Consider the following 17,652-nt stretch of genomic DNA (forward strand, 5'->3'; position numbering starts at 1 on the left):
ATAAGGGTTTGTTCGGCTGGATTCAAGGGAATTTGTAATTACTATTAACTACAAAAGAAACAAATTATTCGATTACCCCCAACTTTTCCGCTTGATCCCACATTTTTCACCGAAAAAAGGGCTATGGTTCGAATTACTCACCGTTAATGACCCCATAAGTTTTAAAGCAGTCCTTAAAAGCTTTTTTTAAGGTAGAAATAAAACTTGCTTAAATCGTCGGATAATTTAACCCTTCCTTTGCTTTTACCATTTGATAAAATGGTTCAGTTATACTTTAGCTAACTTTGTGGATGGATAAGTTGATCGAATATATTTTACAGTTCGGAAATTTAAATTCTCAGCAAATTATGTTGGTTACCAACAAAGAAGTAATGTTGGATAGAAATAGTTACTTTTCAGAAGCAGGAAAAATTCCTATGCAAGATTGATTTGTATTAGAAGGTGTGGTTAGGGGCTGCTATTATAGTAACATAGGTGAGGAAATAACCCGATGTTTCATTAGCGAAAATAACCTTGTGGTTGATTAAGTCGGATAAGAAAGAACATACGCTAACGCTTTTTACCATTTGGTAAAGGTAATCATGTAAATACAGTGCAATTTTGTGTTTATAAATTAAAAAACAATCATTAAGACAGCATTAATTAGCGGTGCCAATAAAGGCATAGGATATAGTCTTTTCGTAAACGCTGGATTTAGTGCTCGATTTTTTAAATAGAACTAATTACGCTATATACTATCTTTACATCATGGAAGCGATGATAAATCTTATCCTGCAATTTGGCGACCTGAACAAACAGCAGATCGAATTCTTACTAAGCAAGGCAGAAATGCTCGAATTAAAAAAGCACGAATACCTGTCGGAAGCCGGAAAGATTCCCCGTTATGTGGCGTTCGTGGTTGAAGGTGTGTTCCGCTTTTGTTATTATAACAACAAGAGTGAAGAGATCACCAATTATTTTGTAGACGAATGCAATTTTGTAGTTGATAACGAAAAGTTCGAATCGCAAATCGCAGCTTCTGAATATGTGCAGGCCGTTACCGACTGCAAAGTTCTTGTTTTTAATAAAAAGAATTGGGACGAGATATCCAACACCATTGTGGGATGGGAAATGATGAAGGCAAAGATGGTCAAAAAATGCCTTACCCTGGCCATGGAGCGGCGCAGTCCACTCATATCAGAAGATGCCACTACCCGTTACCTAACTTTTATTAAAGCTTTTCCCAACATCATTAACCGCATCCCGCTTTCCTACGTGGCCTCCTACCTTGGCGTCACCCAGCAATCATTAAGCAGAATACGCCGTAGTATTCATTAACTGCTTTTTTTACCATTTGGTAAATGTTCTTGTAGTGCTATTTTCAATATTTGCATAGTCATTAAATAATATAAAGATGAGCAAAAAAATTGTACTGATAACAGGAACAAATAGTGGTTTTGGCTGGCTTACCGCACACAGCGTAGCTGCCTTAGGACATCAAGTGTACGCTACGATGCGCGACACAAAAGGCCGTAATGCCGATAAAGCGGCTGCCCTTGCGGCCTTAGAGAACGTAACGGTTTTGGATGTTACCCTGACTGATGATGAAAGCGTGAAGCATGCCGTTGACCTTATTCTGGAGAAAGAAGGAACCATTGATGTGCTGGTAAACAATGCCGGATACAGCATGAGTGGTGTAGCAGAGAGCTTTACCACGGCCGATGTGCATACTACATTTGATATTAACGTTTATGCCCCGTGGCGATTGATGAAACAGGTGCTGCCCGCCATGCGTAAGCAGGCTGATGGACTGATTATTAACGTAACCAGCGGCTTTGGAAGGGTATCGTTTCCATTCGCCACTATATATGCAGCCTCTAAATTTGCGCTGGAGGGAATAAGCGAAGGCCTGCATTACGAGGTAAAGCGTTTAGGTATTGATGTGGTTGTTGTAGAGCCGGGTGCTTTCCCTACCGAAATGCAGCAAAAAAACAACCCTGCATCCGATCAGGGTGTATTTGAGGGATATGGAGCTATTGCTGATATTCCCAACAAAATGTTTGCTGCATTAGGTGGAGAAATGCACGCTAAGAATCCTAACCCGCAGGATGTTGCTGATGCCATTGTAAAACTTATTGCCACTTCAAAAGGTTCCAGGCCGTTACGCACAGTGGTTGATCCCATAACCGGTCAATACATTGAAGCTGCCAACCAAAGCATAGCCGAACAGTTTGCCAAAGGGCTAACAGTATTCGGAATGGGCGAACTATTGTAGTTTTAACAGCAGTAACCGGAACGGCAGTGGCATAAAGCTACTGCCGTTTTTGTTTGTAGCTATTTCAGCATTGTAGGCAATACTTATAAAAAGCCTTCACCAAAGCACCTTTCCAAAGCACAGCGCGGCATACGGGTAAAACCCTTTTGCTGATAAAATCCCACCTTCGCAGTATAGTCAGCACAGTACCCCCTTCCGCAATGCTTGTTAACAATAATTTGATAACAAAATGGAAATTTCTTTCAAATTGAAAACTTAAGGCAGATTTTCACAGTTGTTATATAAACAATATTTATGAACATTGGAATAATTGCGCATCTTAAACATCCGATAAAAAAGCCCTTTATGGGAGGTCTGGAGGCTTTTACCTATGATATTACCCAACGATTGATTGCCAAAGGACATACCGTCACTTTATATGCCAGTGAGTTGTCAGACCCAGAATTGAACATTCATGTTATTTTTAGCGATATGGATTACGATCGCGAAACGTTCAGCAGATTTCGTTCGCACGAGTTAAGCGAAGATTTCATATCTACCCACCATGCCTATCTGGAGCTGATGCAGGATATCGATAGTAAAGATCATGACATTATATTCAATAATAGTTTAAACTACGTTCCCATAACCATGAGCACTATTATTAATACGCCCATGGTTACCGTTCTGCACACTCCGCCTATCTTCGAATTGAAAAGGGCAATGTCGCATGAGCGGAAGAGTGGCAAAATGCGCTACGTAAGTGTGTCATATTCAAATGAAATAGCCTGGCGTCCATACTTAAATTATTGTGATGTAATTACTAATGGGGTTGATTTGCAGTCTTGGAAATATGTTGAGCAGCCTTTAGGTAAATATGTAATTTGGTTTGGACGGATCCATCCTGATAAGGGTACGCATATTGCTATTCAGGCGGCCAAATTAGCCGGTTACAAAATCAAAATAGCAGGAAGTATAGCAGATCACCACTATTATAATACTTACGTATTGCCCTTACTGGATGAGGGGGTAGAACTTTTAAAAAACCGTTCTCATAAGGAGTTAAGTGATTTGGTTGGAAATGCGCTATGCGCGGTTATCACACCTTGTTGGGAAGAGCCTTTTGGTTTAGTAGTTGCTGAAAGCCTTGCCTGTGGAACGCCCATTGCAGGAATATCGAAAGGTGCATTGCCATTTTTAGTCAATAACGAAACTGGAAGCCTAACCAGCAGTGCCGACCCTATTGAATTGGCTAAATGCATTGAAAACGCCGTAGGCTTAAATAGAAGGAAATGCAGGGAACATGCAGAAAAATCTCTTAACATCGATCATATGGTAAATGCATATGAGCGTATTTTGATGGATACAATTGATCAGAAAAAGAATGTCCCAGCCATGTAATATTGCTTTTTATGTCCATCATCATGGTTCAGGTCACATCATGCGGACATTAGCCATAGCAAAGGCATTATCCAACTGCATGGTAACTTTGTTAGGAAGCGACCTGGAAAATTATATGCACATAATTCCATCACATTATAAAGTGATACACTTACCTATGGATACCCCAAGTAGCAATGATTTATATGTGGGTAACAATCTTCCTGCAGGGTTGCATTATGCTCCATTGAATATTGAGGGGCAGCGAAAGAGGGTAAATATCTTGACACATCTTTTTTCTACGGTTTTTCCGCTGCTTCTGGTAGTGGATGTTTCAGTGGAAATTGCTATGCTAGCCACGCTCTCAGGAGTTCCGTTCATTGTTGTAAAACAACATGGAGACCGGATAGATTTGCCTCATATCCATGCCTATAGCAATGCTGTAGGTGTACTTGCACCATATCCCAAAACGATGAGTGGGAACGACATTAAATGGATTATAGAGAAGACTTTTTTTGCCGGCGGCATATCGCGCTTTGAAGTACGGGAAGATGCCGCTGAACCAAGGGAAAAGCAAGTAGCAATAGTTGTGGGCCAGGGTGGTACGAGCATTAACATTCCGTTAATTGAGCATATCGCAAATTGCTGCCCAGATTGGTGCTTACAAGTACTCGGTGAGGTAAAAAACCCAAATAACACATATGAAAATATTTGTTACCATGGTAAAGTATCGCATCCCGACGGTATTATGGAAAAGTGCTGTATCGTTATTGGCAATGCCGGACATAACACGGTTATGGAGGTAGCTGCTTTAGGAAAAAGGTTTATCACTATTCCTGAGGATCGTCCATTTAATGAGCAAGTGGTAAAAGCCCGTGTACTGCATGAGCTTGGATTAGCCAGAATAATATCCCCCCAGGATTTATACATTACGAGCTGGCGGGGAATCTTTGAAAATATGGTTACGGTAAAACCGGTTTGGAAAGGAATAATCTCAAATAAAGCCACCACGCTTGCCGCTGAATACTTAAAAAGTATCTACAACACTGTTTTTAAAACATCAAGTGTGCTTTAGCGCATCCTCTATCTGCTTGCCTGTGGGATATTTTAAAATTTGCAATTTTCCATTTTCAAATTCAGTAAAGCCCATGGCACAAAATTTATCAAGCCAACCCTGCATTGGCCACATCCCCCATTTAACGTTAAAAAGACTGGCGTTTTTTACTACATCATTTAAATGATTCAATGGTGGATCGTAACTGGGATGATATTGATGATAAGCTGTTGCATCGATAGTATGGTGGTTAATTCCCTGTGCTTTTGCAGAAAATGCAAAGTCAGTGTCTTCGGCACCATAACCAACGAAATTTTCATCGAAACCACCAATTTTGGAGTAAACATTTTTTGAACAACCAAAATTTATAGACCAGAATAAATGGTACGGGTATTGGTCAAGATTACCACGAATAGGATCAATGGTAGATACCTCATGCATTCGATCTAATAAATCAGGCCTGTCCATAGCAGACCTTGAAAGATATTCTATCCTTCCCGATAGTAGCGAATCTTGCTCGGAAAATGAATTTTCATATACCTGAACAAAATTAGTGGAAGGGATACAGTCTGCATCCAAAAATATCATTTGATCATATACTGCTTTTGACGCAGCAAAGTTTCTTGCAGAAGCTAAAGGTATTGGTTCTTCAGAAGAAAATTTATATTCTTTAATGGGGAAAAGGGAATCCGCTAAACCATAAATTTCTTCATTCATATGAACAATTATAAGCTCACCAGGGAGTTTGATTCCATTACACAACCCAGCAATCAGATTCAATATAGCAGTTTTGCGATTGCGCACAATGGTAAGGATGGAAATGTTCATAGTTTGCTAACCTTTTTTATTGCAAATAGTTTTATAGCCAAAACAGAAACAGAATTTGTACGCTATTAAGGCAGGGTCGTTATCATGTATGATTCCACAACCTGGATAGTTAATGAGAATCGAAAAATGCTTGATTATTAAATCCCTTCAATCTTCTTGCCCACATCTTTTCTGAAAGATTTTGCATAATAAATTATTCGTCCATCAAAAAGGCTTTGTAATTCAGGTGTTGTTCCGAATCAATTCTTAATTAAAATTATTTAAGTTTCACACTTGCACCAAGTAACGTTAATTTGATAGCATGTTTTTTCAGCTTTTTTATTGTTTTTCGCTGTGCATTTAACACATAAATCGATTTATGTTTATTGAAAATTACTACATTAGTATTCAATAATTTAAAATACTAACCAGATAGAGGAGATGAAAAATACCGGTTTACCTTTTATGTGCCTAATAATCCTGTTTCAGTTGATTTGTTGTAAACCTGTGTTTTCCCAAACAGGGAAGCTGCCCACTAAATGGACAGGGGAAGCAATGAAGGCATCAAATCCATTTCATGATTATCCACGTCCACAGTTGGTACGCACAGAATGGAAATCTTTGAACGGCAAATGGGATTATATTGGTGGAAAGGATAAACCGCGGGCTTTAAATCCGCAAATGCCAGCGTCATTTGCCTCAAAACACGAACAGATTCTTGTTCCTTATTCCCCAGAATCAGTTATTTCCGGTATTGAACGGAATCAGGAGATCAATATGTGGTACCGGAAGCATTTTGACATCCCGCAGAGTTGGAAGGGGAAAAATGTTCGGATCAATTTCGAGGCGGTCGATCATGACGCGACTGTTTTTGTAAACGGAAAAAAGGCTGGTTCACATTCGGGTGGTTACGATTCCTTTTCATTTGATGTTACTTCATTTTTGAAAGCAGGAACAAATGAGGTGATTGTTGCGGCCCACGATTTAAATGACGGCAGAATGCCTTCAGGAAAAAACGGGCCAAGAGGTGATTATACCTTCAGCTCGGGGATTTGGCAGAGTGTTTGGCTCGAGCCGGTTGGTGCAAATTTTATTAAAAACATCAGGTTATTGCCAGATCTGGAAAATAGCAGGTTAAAAATAACAGTAGATGGAGGTTCCTCTCTCATCTCCGCAGTAGCACTTGATGGCAATAAGGTCGTATCAAAAGTAGAGGCAAGCGCTGCAAAGGAATTTTATCTTCCCATAACTTCTCCCAAACTTTGGAGCCCGGATGATCCTTTTTTATACGATCTGAAAATTACGCTTAAGGATTCCAAAGGAAAAATTGTTGATGAAATTAGCAGTTACTTCGGAATGCGTGAAATCAGTTTGGGCAAGGTAGAAGGAGTGGTAAGGCCGTTGCTGAACGGAAAATTTATTATGCAGGTTGGTCTTCTGGATCAGGGGTATTGGCCTGACGGGATTCTGACGGCACCTGGCGAGGATGCGCTGAAATCTGATATCGAATTTACAAAGAAAGCTGGCTTCAATCTCATCCGCAAGCACATGAAAACGGAACCCAAGCGCTTTTATTATTGGGCGGATAAGCTGGGGATGCTATTGTGGCAGGATATGCCGGCAATCTGGTACCAGAACGAGGACACGGCAAGGGTACGGCCGGCTTTCAGGCGTGAGCTAAAGGCCATCATGGATGATCATTATAATGCTCCTTCAGTGATTACCTGGGTTCCATTTAATGAAAACTGGGGTGCTTTTGATGTACGGGAAATTACAGATTGGGTAAAAAAATATGATCCTTCAAGATTGGTGAATGGAAATTCGGGCTTTAACAACAATCCCGGTTATCAAAAGGCGGCCGGTGATCCGGGTAACGGAGATTTTGTAGACAAACATATCTATGTAGGTCCTTACGAGGCTTCAATGCCTGATGGCAAAAGAGCGGCTTCTCTTGGCGAGTTTGGGGGAGTGGGCCTTTTTGTGAGGGATCATATGTGGCCTGTAGAAAATAATGCTTACGCTTATGAACCGACTGTTTCTGCGCTGACTGACAGGTATCTACTTTTAATGAGTCAGGTAGAGCAGCTAATGAAGTACAAAGGACTAAGTGTTGCAGTTTATACCCAAACCACTGATGTGGAGCATGAAGTGAACGGGTTGTTGACCTATGACCGGGCAGTTGAAAAAATGGATGTTAAAAAGATAAGTGAAATCAATAAGGCGTTAATTGCTGAAGGGCTAAAAATAGGTAATCCACTAAAGAAAAAATAACATTTGTAACGTTGGTTTGATTATTTGTATTTGAAGATAATATGAAAACTCAAACCAGTAAAACAACCGAAGGCGCAAATTAAGTTTTTAGCCTTATTTGCGCCAACAGTTGATAGATTGATTATGGCAGTAGGGTATCTTTTATGTTCTCAATCAATCCTTTATCAGCACCAGTCATTTGCTGCTGCTGTGCATAACCTTTCACATCCGGAATACCCAAATCCGGAATGGGGGCACCAGGCTGTGCCGTAATTACATGAAACTCACCTTTTCCATCAATTGATGGCCCGCTTGCCCATCGGCCTTGTGATGCTCCCGGATTTTCAATATTTGTTGATACAAAAGCATAGTCAAATCCAGGAACATGGTTTTCTCTTGGGAAAGTATTCGGAATAGGCAAATTTTCACTTACACCACCTAAATCTTCCAGTACAGCAAGCCATTGATTTTGGTGCATAGCATCTCTGGTAATCAGAAAAGACAGCATATCTTTCATTCCTGAATCATCGGTCAGTTCATAGAGTCTGGTTGCTAAAACTCTTCCTGTTGATTCGGCCATCACGTTAGCATACATATCTGCTGCAATATTTCCGCTTCCTACCACCCATGATCCGTTGAAAGGTACACCGTTGCTATCTACAGCCATTGCGGCTAAGCCTGAAGATAATACCTGCCTTGGATCCATACCGCCCAGGATGTTGCTAACAAGAGGATTTTCTCAGGCAATTTTATCTTTCAGCTCATTGGTAGCACCATCCAGATTCAATGCTACAGCGGTGCAGAGCATTTCGATGTGAGAGATTTCCTCTGTACCGGTATCTAAAAGCATGTCCCTGTATTTATTTGGACCGCGGTTTCCCCATGCCTGAAACAGGTATTGCAGGCAAACCCTGATTTCTCCCTCAATGCCGCCGATAGCTTGCTGTAGTAATTTCGCAAATGCAGGATTGGGTTTATCTACCCTAACTTTGTACTACAGGTTGTTGTCGTGATAAAACATAGATTTTAAAATTTAGTTATAATTATTTAGTGATTTTAACTTGTTTTACTGCTGCATTACATCATTTAACCTTTAACAAGCATGCATTTTGGGGCATGGTACAATAAAATTATCCGCTTGCTTTTGATTAAATGCGTAAGCAACTAAAATTTAAACCCTATAAAAGCATGAAAAGTTGCCGGCGTAAATACCTGTTTTGCAAAGCGATCTACGTGTTTATGCCGAAAAAAACACCGGATGTTTCTTCGGTATTGATCATCAGGAATGGATTAAATCAACGTTAATTGTGTAGAATACCTGGCACAGGTGCTAACTACGTGATTTATATTCTTTTGAAAACAAAGCCCTATGGCTGTTGTAATGTGAGAAAAGCACAAGTCATGAAAAATTATATTAAACTGTTTTTGATTCCAATAACGGTATTGCTAACCAACTGCACTTCAGGGCAGAACAGTCCTGCTGATTCTCATCCCGGAAGCGGATCAGTAAAAGCTGGCCGTAATGATGGAGCAACAGAAAAGAAAGATACCAGCAAAAGAGATTCGACTGGTAATGAGAATAATAAGGTGCAATAAGAGCAATATCGATGATAAAAATATAGATGGTTAAGTTATTGCGTTCCGCTTAAATTCTACCGGAATAATATTGGTTGTTACTATAGCCTTTGCGATTCATTTTCTAATCCAGTTCTGCGGCTGTCGTTTGATTTAATTTTGGTATTACCAAAACGATAGGAGAAATTTAATCTAATCTGCCGGGTTTCGCCCATATAAGTGGTGTGAAGCAGTAAATTATTAAGCTGGGCATCTGTAATAATTTTATTAGTCCTGAAGATGTCAGAGGCTGCTAAGCTCAAAGTTGCTTTATCATGCATTAAACGTCTTTGCAGGCCTATGTCAAACTGCGAATTGCCTCTTATATAGCTATTTAATCCGCTTATGCTTTTTGATTTAATTACGCCTGTAGCCTCTGCAGTAATGTGGCCAAGTAGTTTAAAGGTTTGTTGAACATTAATTGTACCCGCAAAACGGCTTCGGTTGTAATTTCCATAGGCTGTAGTTCCCACTTTATTTTCCAGCAGATAACCCATGCCCGTCAGGCTCATATTCCACCATTTTGCGAGGGTGAGCTGTTGCGTTACGGTTAAATTTAAATTGTTTTGAAATCCAATATTCCGGGGTATCATATCTATAATGTTCCGATCCGAAACTTCCGTAATGGTGCTGCTTATATCACTTGTATGCGTATAACTTGTAGAGATAGTTGTTTTTTTGTAGCTGTATTGTAGTGCTAGAGTATTCGCATACTGCGCTTTCAGGAACGGATTTCCTTTCCAATAAGAAAGCTCATCTATAGGGTATGCAAATGGGTTCAGGTTGTTGTAAGCAGGGCGATCGATGCGACGGGCAAAACTTAGATTGTAGGTGCCTTCCTTCCCGGTTTTATAAGTTATTGCAGCTGTTGGAAAAATGTTAAGGTAATTTCTGACTACAGAAATTTCGGATAGGCCACTACCTTCGGTGGGCTGTAAGTCTCCTTTAGAATGGGTGTGTTCCAATCTCACTCCGATATCGAAACTTAATTTGTCATTCACAGGTGCCTCATATTTTAAGTATGCGGCATTTATCCGTTCATTGTAACTGAAAGTATTGGAGCGGTTAAAATCAATAACTTTTACGTTGCTGTTAACATTGTACTGGTTAAAAACATTTTCAGCGTCTACGTCAGAAAATTTAGCACCTGTGAACATTTTTCCTTTACCAATTGGAAAGCTGTAATCAGCCTTAACCGCATAGAGTTTAATTTTCCGGCTATTGGAAATAAGGAAATTATTGGAAGACAGAAATATTCCTTCAGGTGAATAATAGGCGTTAGTGCTCAGGTTATCTATAGCGGCATCAAAAACACCGTAATCTGCATCTATGTCCAAACTGGTTCGATTACGGCCTTTAAACCTGTAGTTTAAATTTGCATTATAACGGCTCGCCAATTGTTCGGGATAGCTGCTCTCACTGATAAGTTTTTGTAAAAGTGCCCCTGTAGTTTGATCAAATATATTTGTTGTCGGCGTAATCAGGCCGCCGCCACTTGAAGAATTAGCCTTCAACAACACTCCGATTGTTTTATTGGTATCTATTGCATAATCCAAACCCACGGTAGATCCAATATTATGTTTTTTATCAACGTCATGATTGGAGTTTAAATATATTTTTCCATTTGTTGTGCGGTCATAGTCGTAGTCCATTGTATAATGGCCAAAATTATGGTTGTAACTACCAAACGCACTCAGTTTACCTTTTCTGTAATTAACGCTCAAATTGGTACTTTGCTTTAAGGTATTACCTAAGGCCACACCATTATTAATTCTACCGTTAAACCCTTCGGCAATTGATTTTTGAAGCACCAGGTTAACAATGCCACCCGTTCCTGCGGCATCGTACTCAGCCGAAGGGTTTTTAATAACTTCTATAGCTTTTAATTCAGCTGCAGACATTGATTTGAGCAGTTGCGCCAGCTCCTCAGCCTGAAGATACGTTTGTCTGCCATTGATCATTACCAAGGCACTACTTGCTCCGTTAAGCGTAATTGTATTATCCTGGTTTACGATTACTCCTGGTGTTTTTTTTAATGCTTCCAGGCCGTTTAAACCTTGAGCGGTTATGCTGTTTTCAATGTTGTAAATCATTTTCCGGCCTTCTATTTTAACAAGCGGCTTACTCCCTGAACTTTGAATAACAACATCTTTTAAACTACGGGTGGTAGTTCCAATCTTTATAATACCCAGATCCATGTTGCCTGATACTTTTAACCGGTCGCTTTGGTAAGCCAGTGTGCCCAAATAACTGATCGAAATCATATAAGTACCAGCCTTTACTGCAAAAGAGAATTCCCCATTCTTATCGGTAAAGGTTTGTTTAATTGCCTCACCATCATTGCCATTTTTTAAAAATAAGGTTGCACCTGCTAAAACTTCATTGTTCGTATTCCTGATGATACCTTTTAACCTATAACCCGGAGTATTTTGTGCAAATGATTTCGAACAAAAACAGGTCACGATGAAGAATAAATAACAGATATTTCTTAAATTGATGGTTTTTATAATGCCCAATTGGATCAAATTTTATTGTTAATTTCTTTAAACTGCCTTAACATTTCCATTGCCTGCTAAACTATACTTAGCCTTTTCCCTGTAAAAACAGCGTTAATTCTTATTTTGAACTGTATTGAGCAGTAATATACATGGCTTTGATTATTATTTCGCATCATAAGCAAAGGAGGCTTAGGCGAAATCGGTTAATTAGGTTAATGGTAAATGATTTTTGAAGGTAAACATTTTTGCAACCGCGTTTAAATTAAACTGTTCTTTTCTTTTTATATCACTTGGTGGCGTTAATGCTCATTTGAAATTGGTTGCTCCCTCAAACATATAAAGTTGTGTAGAAGGAGATCGTTAAGCACAATTTATTTCTTATTATTAACGAAATATTATTCCATATGCCTGCTGAACAAGATATTTCGCTTTTATTTAACCTTATAAATAGCTTTGTACCGCTCACACAGCAAGATAAGGAACACTTGATTCCACATTTAAGTTATAGAAATGTTAAAAAAGGAGATTATTGGTTAGCCGAGGGCGAAAAGGAACAACAGGTTGGTTTTATCCTTGAAGGAAGTATGAGGCACTTTTATCTCCATGATGGAGAAGAAAAAACAACATACTTTTATTTCCAAAACAATCTGGTTAGCTCATATTTCAGTGCATTAACAGGAACTCCTTCAAAATTATCCATCCAGGCCATGTCTAACTGTCGCTTAATATCTTTTCCATATAAAATGCTGGTGCTTATGTATGAGCTATCGCCAAAATGGGAACGTTTTGGGAGAAAACTGGCAGAATATTTAGTAATCGGACTTGAAGAAAGGATGGTTGAGCTTTTGGTGCTTTCACCTGAAGAGCGGTATAACAGGCTTTTTAACAGCAATAAGAAAAAGATTCTTGAAAGAATGCCCCAACACCTCATCGCCAATTATCTTGGTATCACTCCGGTAAGCCTAAGTCGCATCCGAAAGCGTGCGGGTACAAAAAAGTAAATCGTGCGTATTTATTATCTTTTGTTAACGTTTCAGGCTTAAACTATTATTGAAATTTGAGGCTTAAACTAAAAGAAAATGAAAAAACTTATCAGGGCAGAAGCCATCGTACCATTTTTAATCATTTTACCCCTTATCTACGCTTTACCCATTCACTTTGCCTGGTGGATGTGGGTACTGCTCTTTTTAGCTCCCGACATTAGCATGCTTGGCTATTTGTTCGGCAATAGGGTAGGAGCGCTCTCTTATAATCTTTTCCATCATCAACTTTTGGCCGCCGCTATTGCAGTTATTGGTTTCATACTTCATTACAATTATATAGAACTGGCAGGGTTGGTGCTGTTGGGCCATAGTAGTATCGATCGGGCGATGGGTTATGGCCTTAAGTTTTCAACCGGATTTAAATTTACACACCTCGGAAGTATGGGTGGTGGCGAGTTGACGAATAATGAGGCAGTTTAGCGCATGGAATACACACTTATAAAAGCAAATATTTACCAAGAAAAGCAATGGCGAAGCTTCCAGGGGATATTTTCCAAACTCCAGAAGGCAACTGAAGCAAATAATGATTATTATCGCATTTAATTATCGAATAAAGTGCTAAGCACAAAAAACACAAATCCAATTTCTACTTTATGGAAATTTTCGAGCCACCCTGTATTCTCACAGCCCGTATTGACGATAAAAGTAAGGTGTTTTTTGATGAAATGAGGTCACGTTATTTTCCTCCTGAGCGAAATTTGCTAAGTGCCCATCTCACGTTGTTTCATAAACTCCCTGATACAAAGCAGACACTACAGATAGTCGAAGATGTAGCTCAGCAGCCTTTCGAATGCTGGGTAACTGCTTTAAAGAGTATTGGTAATGGTGTGGCTTATTTTATAGAAAGCAATGAACTTTCACAACTTCACCGGAATTTAGGGAATCAATTCCATCCGCACTTAAGTGCCCAGGATCGGCAAACAATTAGGCCGCACATTACTATACAAAATAAGGTGAAACCTGAAGTGGCGAAAGAACTATTACAGCTACTTCAGCCCAACTTTGAGCCATTTAAAATAACTGTACATGGTCTCGATCTATGGCATTACCTCAATGGCCCCTGGAAACATTACAGGTATTTTAACTTTGAAGCTTTGTAGTCCATTTAATTACTTTGCTCCATTGCTAACGAGATGATAAAGAAATTAATCCTGATTTACTTGACTAGATTTGATGCCCTGATTGCAAGTATTCTATTGTATTTATCAATCCGCCTTTTATTTTGTTGTTGCAGCAATGTTGGGTAAAGGTTCAATAATATATTTACAATCATAATTATTAAAGCAAATAAATACTGACCCTTAACTATTTTTACTATGGCAAAAGCCGTTACAAATGCAAAACCGATCAAATGACTGATTTCTGCAATAGTCATTTCATGGCGAAGGTTGGGTAATTCAGATGGCTGAATTTTTTTCTTCATGGATAGCTTTGGGTTAAAATATTTAAAGAAAGAATGTATAATAATCCATTTAAATATTCCTATGCCAATGTAACTGTTCACACGTTCATTTTTAAGGAAATTGAGGTTTGTCAGGTTCTGATTATAATATGTCGTCTTGATCAGGATTGCATTCACAACCATTCCTATAATCCATGAAATAACCGAGATGGAAAAGCTAAACGTGAGGTACTTTATCATTAATTTGTTGTTGAGCGAAATTTTTATAAAAATATAGGATTTATTGGCATTCGGGCATAAAAACATTTTCTTTCTTAAAAATTACTGGTCGTTTTTTACGCTGCTAAACTTCTAAAAGGTGTTTAATGCCAAGAAAAATATAAATTTGGAGCATGGCCTACATCTTTTGTACTATTTTAAATAGTGGTATATTTCTGCCAATTATTATTTTCTCTGGAATGGCCTACGCTATCCTGGCAAAAAAACTTACCGTTCAGGCTGCGGTTACAGGTGGGATATTGGCCTGCCTTATTTATTTAGCTTCTGGTTATATTGGTGTTGCAATGATGACAGCTTTTTTTATTTCCGGTTCAGTTGCCACATCTTGGCAACGCAATAAAAAGCAGGCATTTTTGATTGAAGAAGAAACAGGCAAAGGTCGTACAGCATCTCAGGTTTTGGCCAATGCAGGCGTTTCAGCACTGGCTGCTGTAATTATCATGTTTTTTCCTGGGTTGCGTAGTACAATGTTACTGGTAATTGCGGCCGCTTTTGCTTCTGCCACGGCAGATACATTATCGTCCGAACTGGGTATGCTTTATGGAAAACGGTTTTTTAATATAATAACATTTAAAACAGACCGCTGCGGAATGGATGGGGTAATTAGTTTAGAAGGTACTTTAATTGGTGTTGCTGGCAGTTGTATTATTGCTACGCTTTACGGCCTAGGGTTTGGCTGGAATATCAATATTGCCTTTATCGTAATTGCTGGTACAATCGGTAACCTAACCGATTCTGTGTTGGGCGCTTTGTTGGAAAGAAAAGGAATAATTGGAAACGATATAGTCAATTTTTTAAGTACTTTGTCGGCAGGAGTTGCTGTAGGTCTTCTTCAGGTTTTATTTTAGCATACCTTGTGGTTAATTGATCTGCTGATCGTAATTGGCCGAAAGGTGCAACTGATCGGTACTGACGATTTGGTGATATCGTTTTAAACGATAAGCTTTTAAAACGCCCGTTAGAAACGAGCGTTAGCATCCAAAAAAAATTTTCATTTTGAGGTACGAAGCAATCTTAATGCGCATGCCAATGGCGCTCGTTTTAAGATTGCTTCGTCGGCTGAAAAAGCCTTCTCGCAATGACGATTTGATGCCCGGATTCATATATGTTTGCGATCGTTTAAGATTGCTTCGTCGGCTGAAGAAGCCTTCTCAGCAATGACGATTTGATACCCGGATTCATTTATGTTTGCGCTCTTTTCTAACGCATGCATAAATTGCTTTAATCTATATTGAGTGGTGTAGTTAACACCACCTCACGTGCTTGTAATAACGGCACAATCTGTTCTACCACCAGCGTTTTAAAATGCGTTGAGCTGCGGTGCGCATCCAGAGCGTTTTTATCGGCATAACCTTCAAACAGAATTAACGTATTTGCATCGGTATGACTTTGGTGTACATCATAAAACAAGTTTCCTTCTTCAGCAATACTTTGTTTCCTTACTTCAGTGAGTAAGTTAAGTACGTTTTGCAATTGTCCGTCTTTGATCTGCCAGGTGGCAAATACATGAATAGCTTCGTTTTTCATTTTTTATGCATTTACAGTGTTTAAAATCGCTACAATTTTTTCTCCTACTGCTTTGGCCGAAGCTGGGTTTTGGCCAGTTACCAGGTTGCCATCTGCAATACTATTATCGGCCCATGGTGCTGCGGTATGGAAAATTGCCCCCTGTGCTGCAAGTGCAGTTTGCAAATCGAAAGGAACATCTGCTTTTGCATAATGATCTTCCTCTTCGGTAGTAAATGAAGTTATATTTTTACCGTTTACTAAAAATGAACCATCGCTTAATTTTACATTAAGTAACGATACCGGGCCGTGGCACACCGCACCTACAACGGCATTTCGCTCGTAGGTTTCGGCAATAACCTTTTTAAGTAGTGGAGCTTCTGGCATATCAACCATAGGGGCTAAACCACCAGGAATAAAAATAGCATCGTAAATACTTGCATCTACTGCTGAAAGTTGTGTGCCCTGTTGCATATCTTCCCAACCTTTTCCGGTTAAAAAATTAAGGTTATCTGGATCAGAGGCCAAATTCAAGGCGTCAAGATAGGGTGTTTCTCCTGTTAAACTGGCAAAATCGATCTGGTAACCTGCCTTTTCAAATTCAGCGTATGGGTGTGCTACTTCTGGAAGAAAAGTACCTGTTCTTCTATTTTTTGGACCTATGGCATTGGCATTGGAAACAATGATTAAAATTTTCTTGTTCATGACTTTATCATTTAAAATGTTGGTTGTTTTTACATTTCAAATGTCCTCAATATCCTAATGCTGTACGAGGAGGCAAGTCACTAAAAAAGTGTGATCGTAATCACACTCCTGTTAGCTGTTTTTATTTGCCGAGTAAAGCCTGCTTAAAGTTTCGCGACTTACACCGAGGTATTCGGCAATATATTTTTTGGGTATTTGCTGGATTAAATGGGGATAAAGCTGTGCAAACTCCTCATACCGTTGCTGCGGATTGCCTGAGAGCAGCGAAATAATCCGGCGTTGCTGGGCTATATAACCATTGGTAAGTTTTGCCCTGAAAAAGTGTTCCATTTTATGCATTTCGGCCGCTAATGTTTCTCTGCCTTGTAAAGTGAGGCACAGTATTTCGGCATCTTCCATACAGGTGATGTGAAGCGTGGCTTTTCGCTCCTTAAAATAGGCCTGGTAATCGGCCATCCACCAGTTTTCGCCAGCAAATTGAACTATATGCTCCTTTCCATCACTGTCTAAATAAAACATTCTGAAAATGCCTGATAAGATTAAGTACTCAAAATTTGCCTGGTCGCCATCCTGTATCAGGTACTGGTGTTTTTTAACTCTTTTTGTGGAAAAAAAAGTCTGTATGTAAGCAAATTCTTCATCAGTTACTGCAACTATTTCTTCTATATGTTTCCTTAATTTTTCCATTTGTATTCAGCGGATGAAAGTAGAAAAAATAAAGCCCTGTTCAAAACGCTCTGTTGCACCAATCAGGGAAAAACAAAACAATTGATTGCAACGGCAAAAAGCAGGAATTTTGAAATAATTTGTTTCGATTTATTGATTAACCTTTAACCAATGCTTAATCAAATCGTAAAACGTAATTAAACATATACCAATGC

General features: G+C 39.2%; 17 protein-coding genes and 1 pseudogene. 11 read left to right on the top strand and 7 right to left on the bottom strand.

Translation table 11 applies throughout. The features are described 5' to 3' along the window. The first annotated feature begins 747 nt into the window (after nucleotides 1-747). From ASE74_RS03775 to ASE74_RS03790, 4 genes are all read left to right on the top strand, one after another. Nucleotides 748-1,317 carry a Crp/Fnr family transcriptional regulator gene (locus tag ASE74_RS03775; protein ID WP_055904397.1) on the top strand — a complete coding sequence of 190 codons (570 nt, stop codon included), beginning with the start codon at nucleotides 748-750 and terminating at the stop codon, nucleotides 1,315-1,317. A 76-nt stretch (nucleotides 1,318-1,393) separates the two neighbouring features. After that, nucleotides 1,394-2,254 carry an SDR family oxidoreductase gene (locus ASE74_RS03780; RefSeq protein ID WP_055904399.1) on the top strand — a complete coding sequence of 287 codons (861 nt, stop codon included), beginning with the start codon at nucleotides 1,394-1,396 and terminating at the stop codon, nucleotides 2,252-2,254. Between the two features lie 294 nt (nucleotides 2,255-2,548). Next, nucleotides 2,549-3,634, top strand: a complete 1,086-nt coding sequence (locus tag ASE74_RS03785) for a glycosyltransferase (protein ID WP_055904402.1) — start codon at nucleotides 2,549-2,551, stop codon at nucleotides 3,632-3,634. Between the two features lie 79 nt (nucleotides 3,635-3,713). Beyond that, nucleotides 3,714-4,688 (top strand): glycosyltransferase, encoded by a 975-nt coding sequence (locus ASE74_RS03790; RefSeq protein WP_162235784.1) that lies wholly within the window; start codon nucleotides 3,714-3,716, stop codon nucleotides 4,686-4,688. On the opposite strand, the gene ASE74_RS03795 is transcribed toward ASE74_RS03790, so the two are convergent. Then, nucleotides 4,674-5,471 (bottom strand): glycosyltransferase family 2 protein, encoded by a 798-nt coding sequence (locus ASE74_RS03795; RefSeq protein WP_235526003.1) that lies wholly within the window; start codon nucleotides 5,469-5,471, stop codon nucleotides 4,674-4,676. The two genes, ASE74_RS03790 and ASE74_RS03795, sit on opposite strands and share 15 nt — an antisense overlap. Between ASE74_RS03795 and ASE74_RS25050 the strand changes: the two genes are divergently transcribed. Together ASE74_RS25050 and ASE74_RS03800 are read left to right on the top strand one after the other, a co-directional pair. Continuing rightward, nucleotides 5,385-5,564 carry a hypothetical protein gene (locus ASE74_RS25050; protein WP_235526004.1) on the top strand — a complete coding sequence of 60 codons (180 nt, stop codon included), beginning with the start codon at nucleotides 5,385-5,387 and terminating at the stop codon, nucleotides 5,562-5,564. The two genes, ASE74_RS03795 and ASE74_RS25050, sit on opposite strands and share 87 nt — an antisense overlap. A 465-nt stretch (nucleotides 5,565-6,029) precedes the next feature. Next, nucleotides 6,030-7,745 carry a glycoside hydrolase family 2 protein gene (locus tag ASE74_RS03800; RefSeq protein WP_235525998.1) on the top strand — a complete coding sequence of 572 codons (1,716 nt, stop codon included), beginning with the start codon at nucleotides 6,030-6,032 and terminating at the stop codon, nucleotides 7,743-7,745. Between the two features lie 121 nt (nucleotides 7,746-7,866). On the opposite strand, the pseudogene ASE74_RS24955 reads toward ASE74_RS03800, so the two are convergent. Continuing rightward, a pseudogene (locus tag ASE74_RS24955) lies at nucleotides 7,867-8,706 on the bottom strand (manganese catalase family protein); the annotation flags it as partial. 419 nt (nucleotides 8,707-9,125) lie between these two features. Between ASE74_RS24955 and ASE74_RS03810 the strand changes: the two are divergent. Next, nucleotides 9,126-9,320, top strand: a complete 195-nt coding sequence (locus tag ASE74_RS03810; RefSeq protein ID WP_055904413.1) for a hypothetical protein — start codon at nucleotides 9,126-9,128, stop codon at nucleotides 9,318-9,320. Between the two features lie 80 nt (nucleotides 9,321-9,400). Here the strand turns inward: ASE74_RS03810 and ASE74_RS03815 are convergent, their stop codons facing one another. Next, the gene (locus tag ASE74_RS03815) at nucleotides 9,401-11,854 is read right to left on the bottom strand and encodes an outer membrane beta-barrel protein (RefSeq protein WP_055904416.1); all 2,454 of its coding nucleotides are present in this window, start codon (nucleotides 11,852-11,854) and stop codon (nucleotides 9,401-9,403) included. Between the two features lie 386 nt (nucleotides 11,855-12,240). On the opposite strand from ASE74_RS03815, the gene ASE74_RS03820 reads away from it, so the two are divergent. The 3 genes from ASE74_RS03820 to ASE74_RS03830 all read left to right on the top strand — a co-directional run bounded on the left by ASE74_RS03820 (nucleotide 12,241) and on the right by ASE74_RS03830 (nucleotide 13,979). Then, complete coding sequence (locus ASE74_RS03820) at nucleotides 12,241-12,837, top strand: Crp/Fnr family transcriptional regulator (protein WP_055904418.1); 597 nt, start codon at nucleotides 12,241-12,243, stop codon at nucleotides 12,835-12,837. Between the two features lie 78 nt (nucleotides 12,838-12,915). Beyond that, on the top strand, nucleotides 12,916-13,299 hold the full coding sequence (locus tag ASE74_RS03825; RefSeq protein WP_055904421.1) for a DUF4260 domain-containing protein: 384 nt from the start codon (nucleotides 12,916-12,918) through the stop codon (nucleotides 13,297-13,299). Between the two features lie 173 nt (nucleotides 13,300-13,472). Continuing rightward, nucleotides 13,473-13,979 (top strand): 2'-5' RNA ligase family protein, encoded by a 507-nt coding sequence (locus ASE74_RS03830; protein ID WP_055904425.1) that lies wholly within the window; start codon nucleotides 13,473-13,475, stop codon nucleotides 13,977-13,979. A 56-nt stretch (nucleotides 13,980-14,035) separates the two neighbouring features. Here ASE74_RS03830 and ASE74_RS03835 read toward each other — a convergent pair whose 3' ends face one another. Further along, complete coding sequence (locus ASE74_RS03835; RefSeq protein WP_055904428.1) at nucleotides 14,036-14,521, bottom strand: hypothetical protein; 486 nt, start codon at nucleotides 14,519-14,521, stop codon at nucleotides 14,036-14,038. Nucleotides 14,522-14,673: 152 nt separating this feature from the next. On the opposite strand from ASE74_RS03835, the gene ASE74_RS03840 reads away from it, so the two are divergent. Then, the gene (locus ASE74_RS03840) at nucleotides 14,674-15,408 is read left to right on the top strand and encodes a DUF92 domain-containing protein (protein ID WP_055904430.1); all 735 of its coding nucleotides are present in this window, start codon (nucleotides 14,674-14,676) and stop codon (nucleotides 15,406-15,408) included. 373 nt (nucleotides 15,409-15,781) lie between these two features. Here ASE74_RS03840 and ASE74_RS03845 read toward each other — a convergent pair whose 3' ends face one another. From ASE74_RS03845 to ASE74_RS03855, 3 genes are all read right to left on the bottom strand, one after another. Beyond that, nucleotides 15,782-16,087 carry a putative quinol monooxygenase gene (locus ASE74_RS03845; protein ID WP_055904433.1) on the bottom strand — a complete coding sequence of 102 codons (306 nt, stop codon included), beginning with the start codon at nucleotides 16,085-16,087 and terminating at the stop codon, nucleotides 15,782-15,784. 3 nt (nucleotides 16,088-16,090) lie between these two features. Next, nucleotides 16,091-16,771 carry a type 1 glutamine amidotransferase domain-containing protein gene (locus tag ASE74_RS03850; protein ID WP_055904437.1) on the bottom strand — a complete coding sequence of 227 codons (681 nt, stop codon included), beginning with the start codon at nucleotides 16,769-16,771 and terminating at the stop codon, nucleotides 16,091-16,093. Between the two features lie 111 nt (nucleotides 16,772-16,882). Further along, nucleotides 16,883-17,458, bottom strand: coding sequence for a Crp/Fnr family transcriptional regulator (locus ASE74_RS03855; protein WP_055904440.1), 576 nt, complete (start codon nucleotides 17,456-17,458; stop codon nucleotides 16,883-16,885). Nucleotides 17,459-17,652: the final 194 nt, after the last annotated feature.

This window comes from Pedobacter sp. Leaf216, from assembly GCF_001421515.1.
Lineage (GTDB): Bacteria > Bacteroidota > Bacteroidia > Sphingobacteriales > Sphingobacteriaceae > Pedobacter.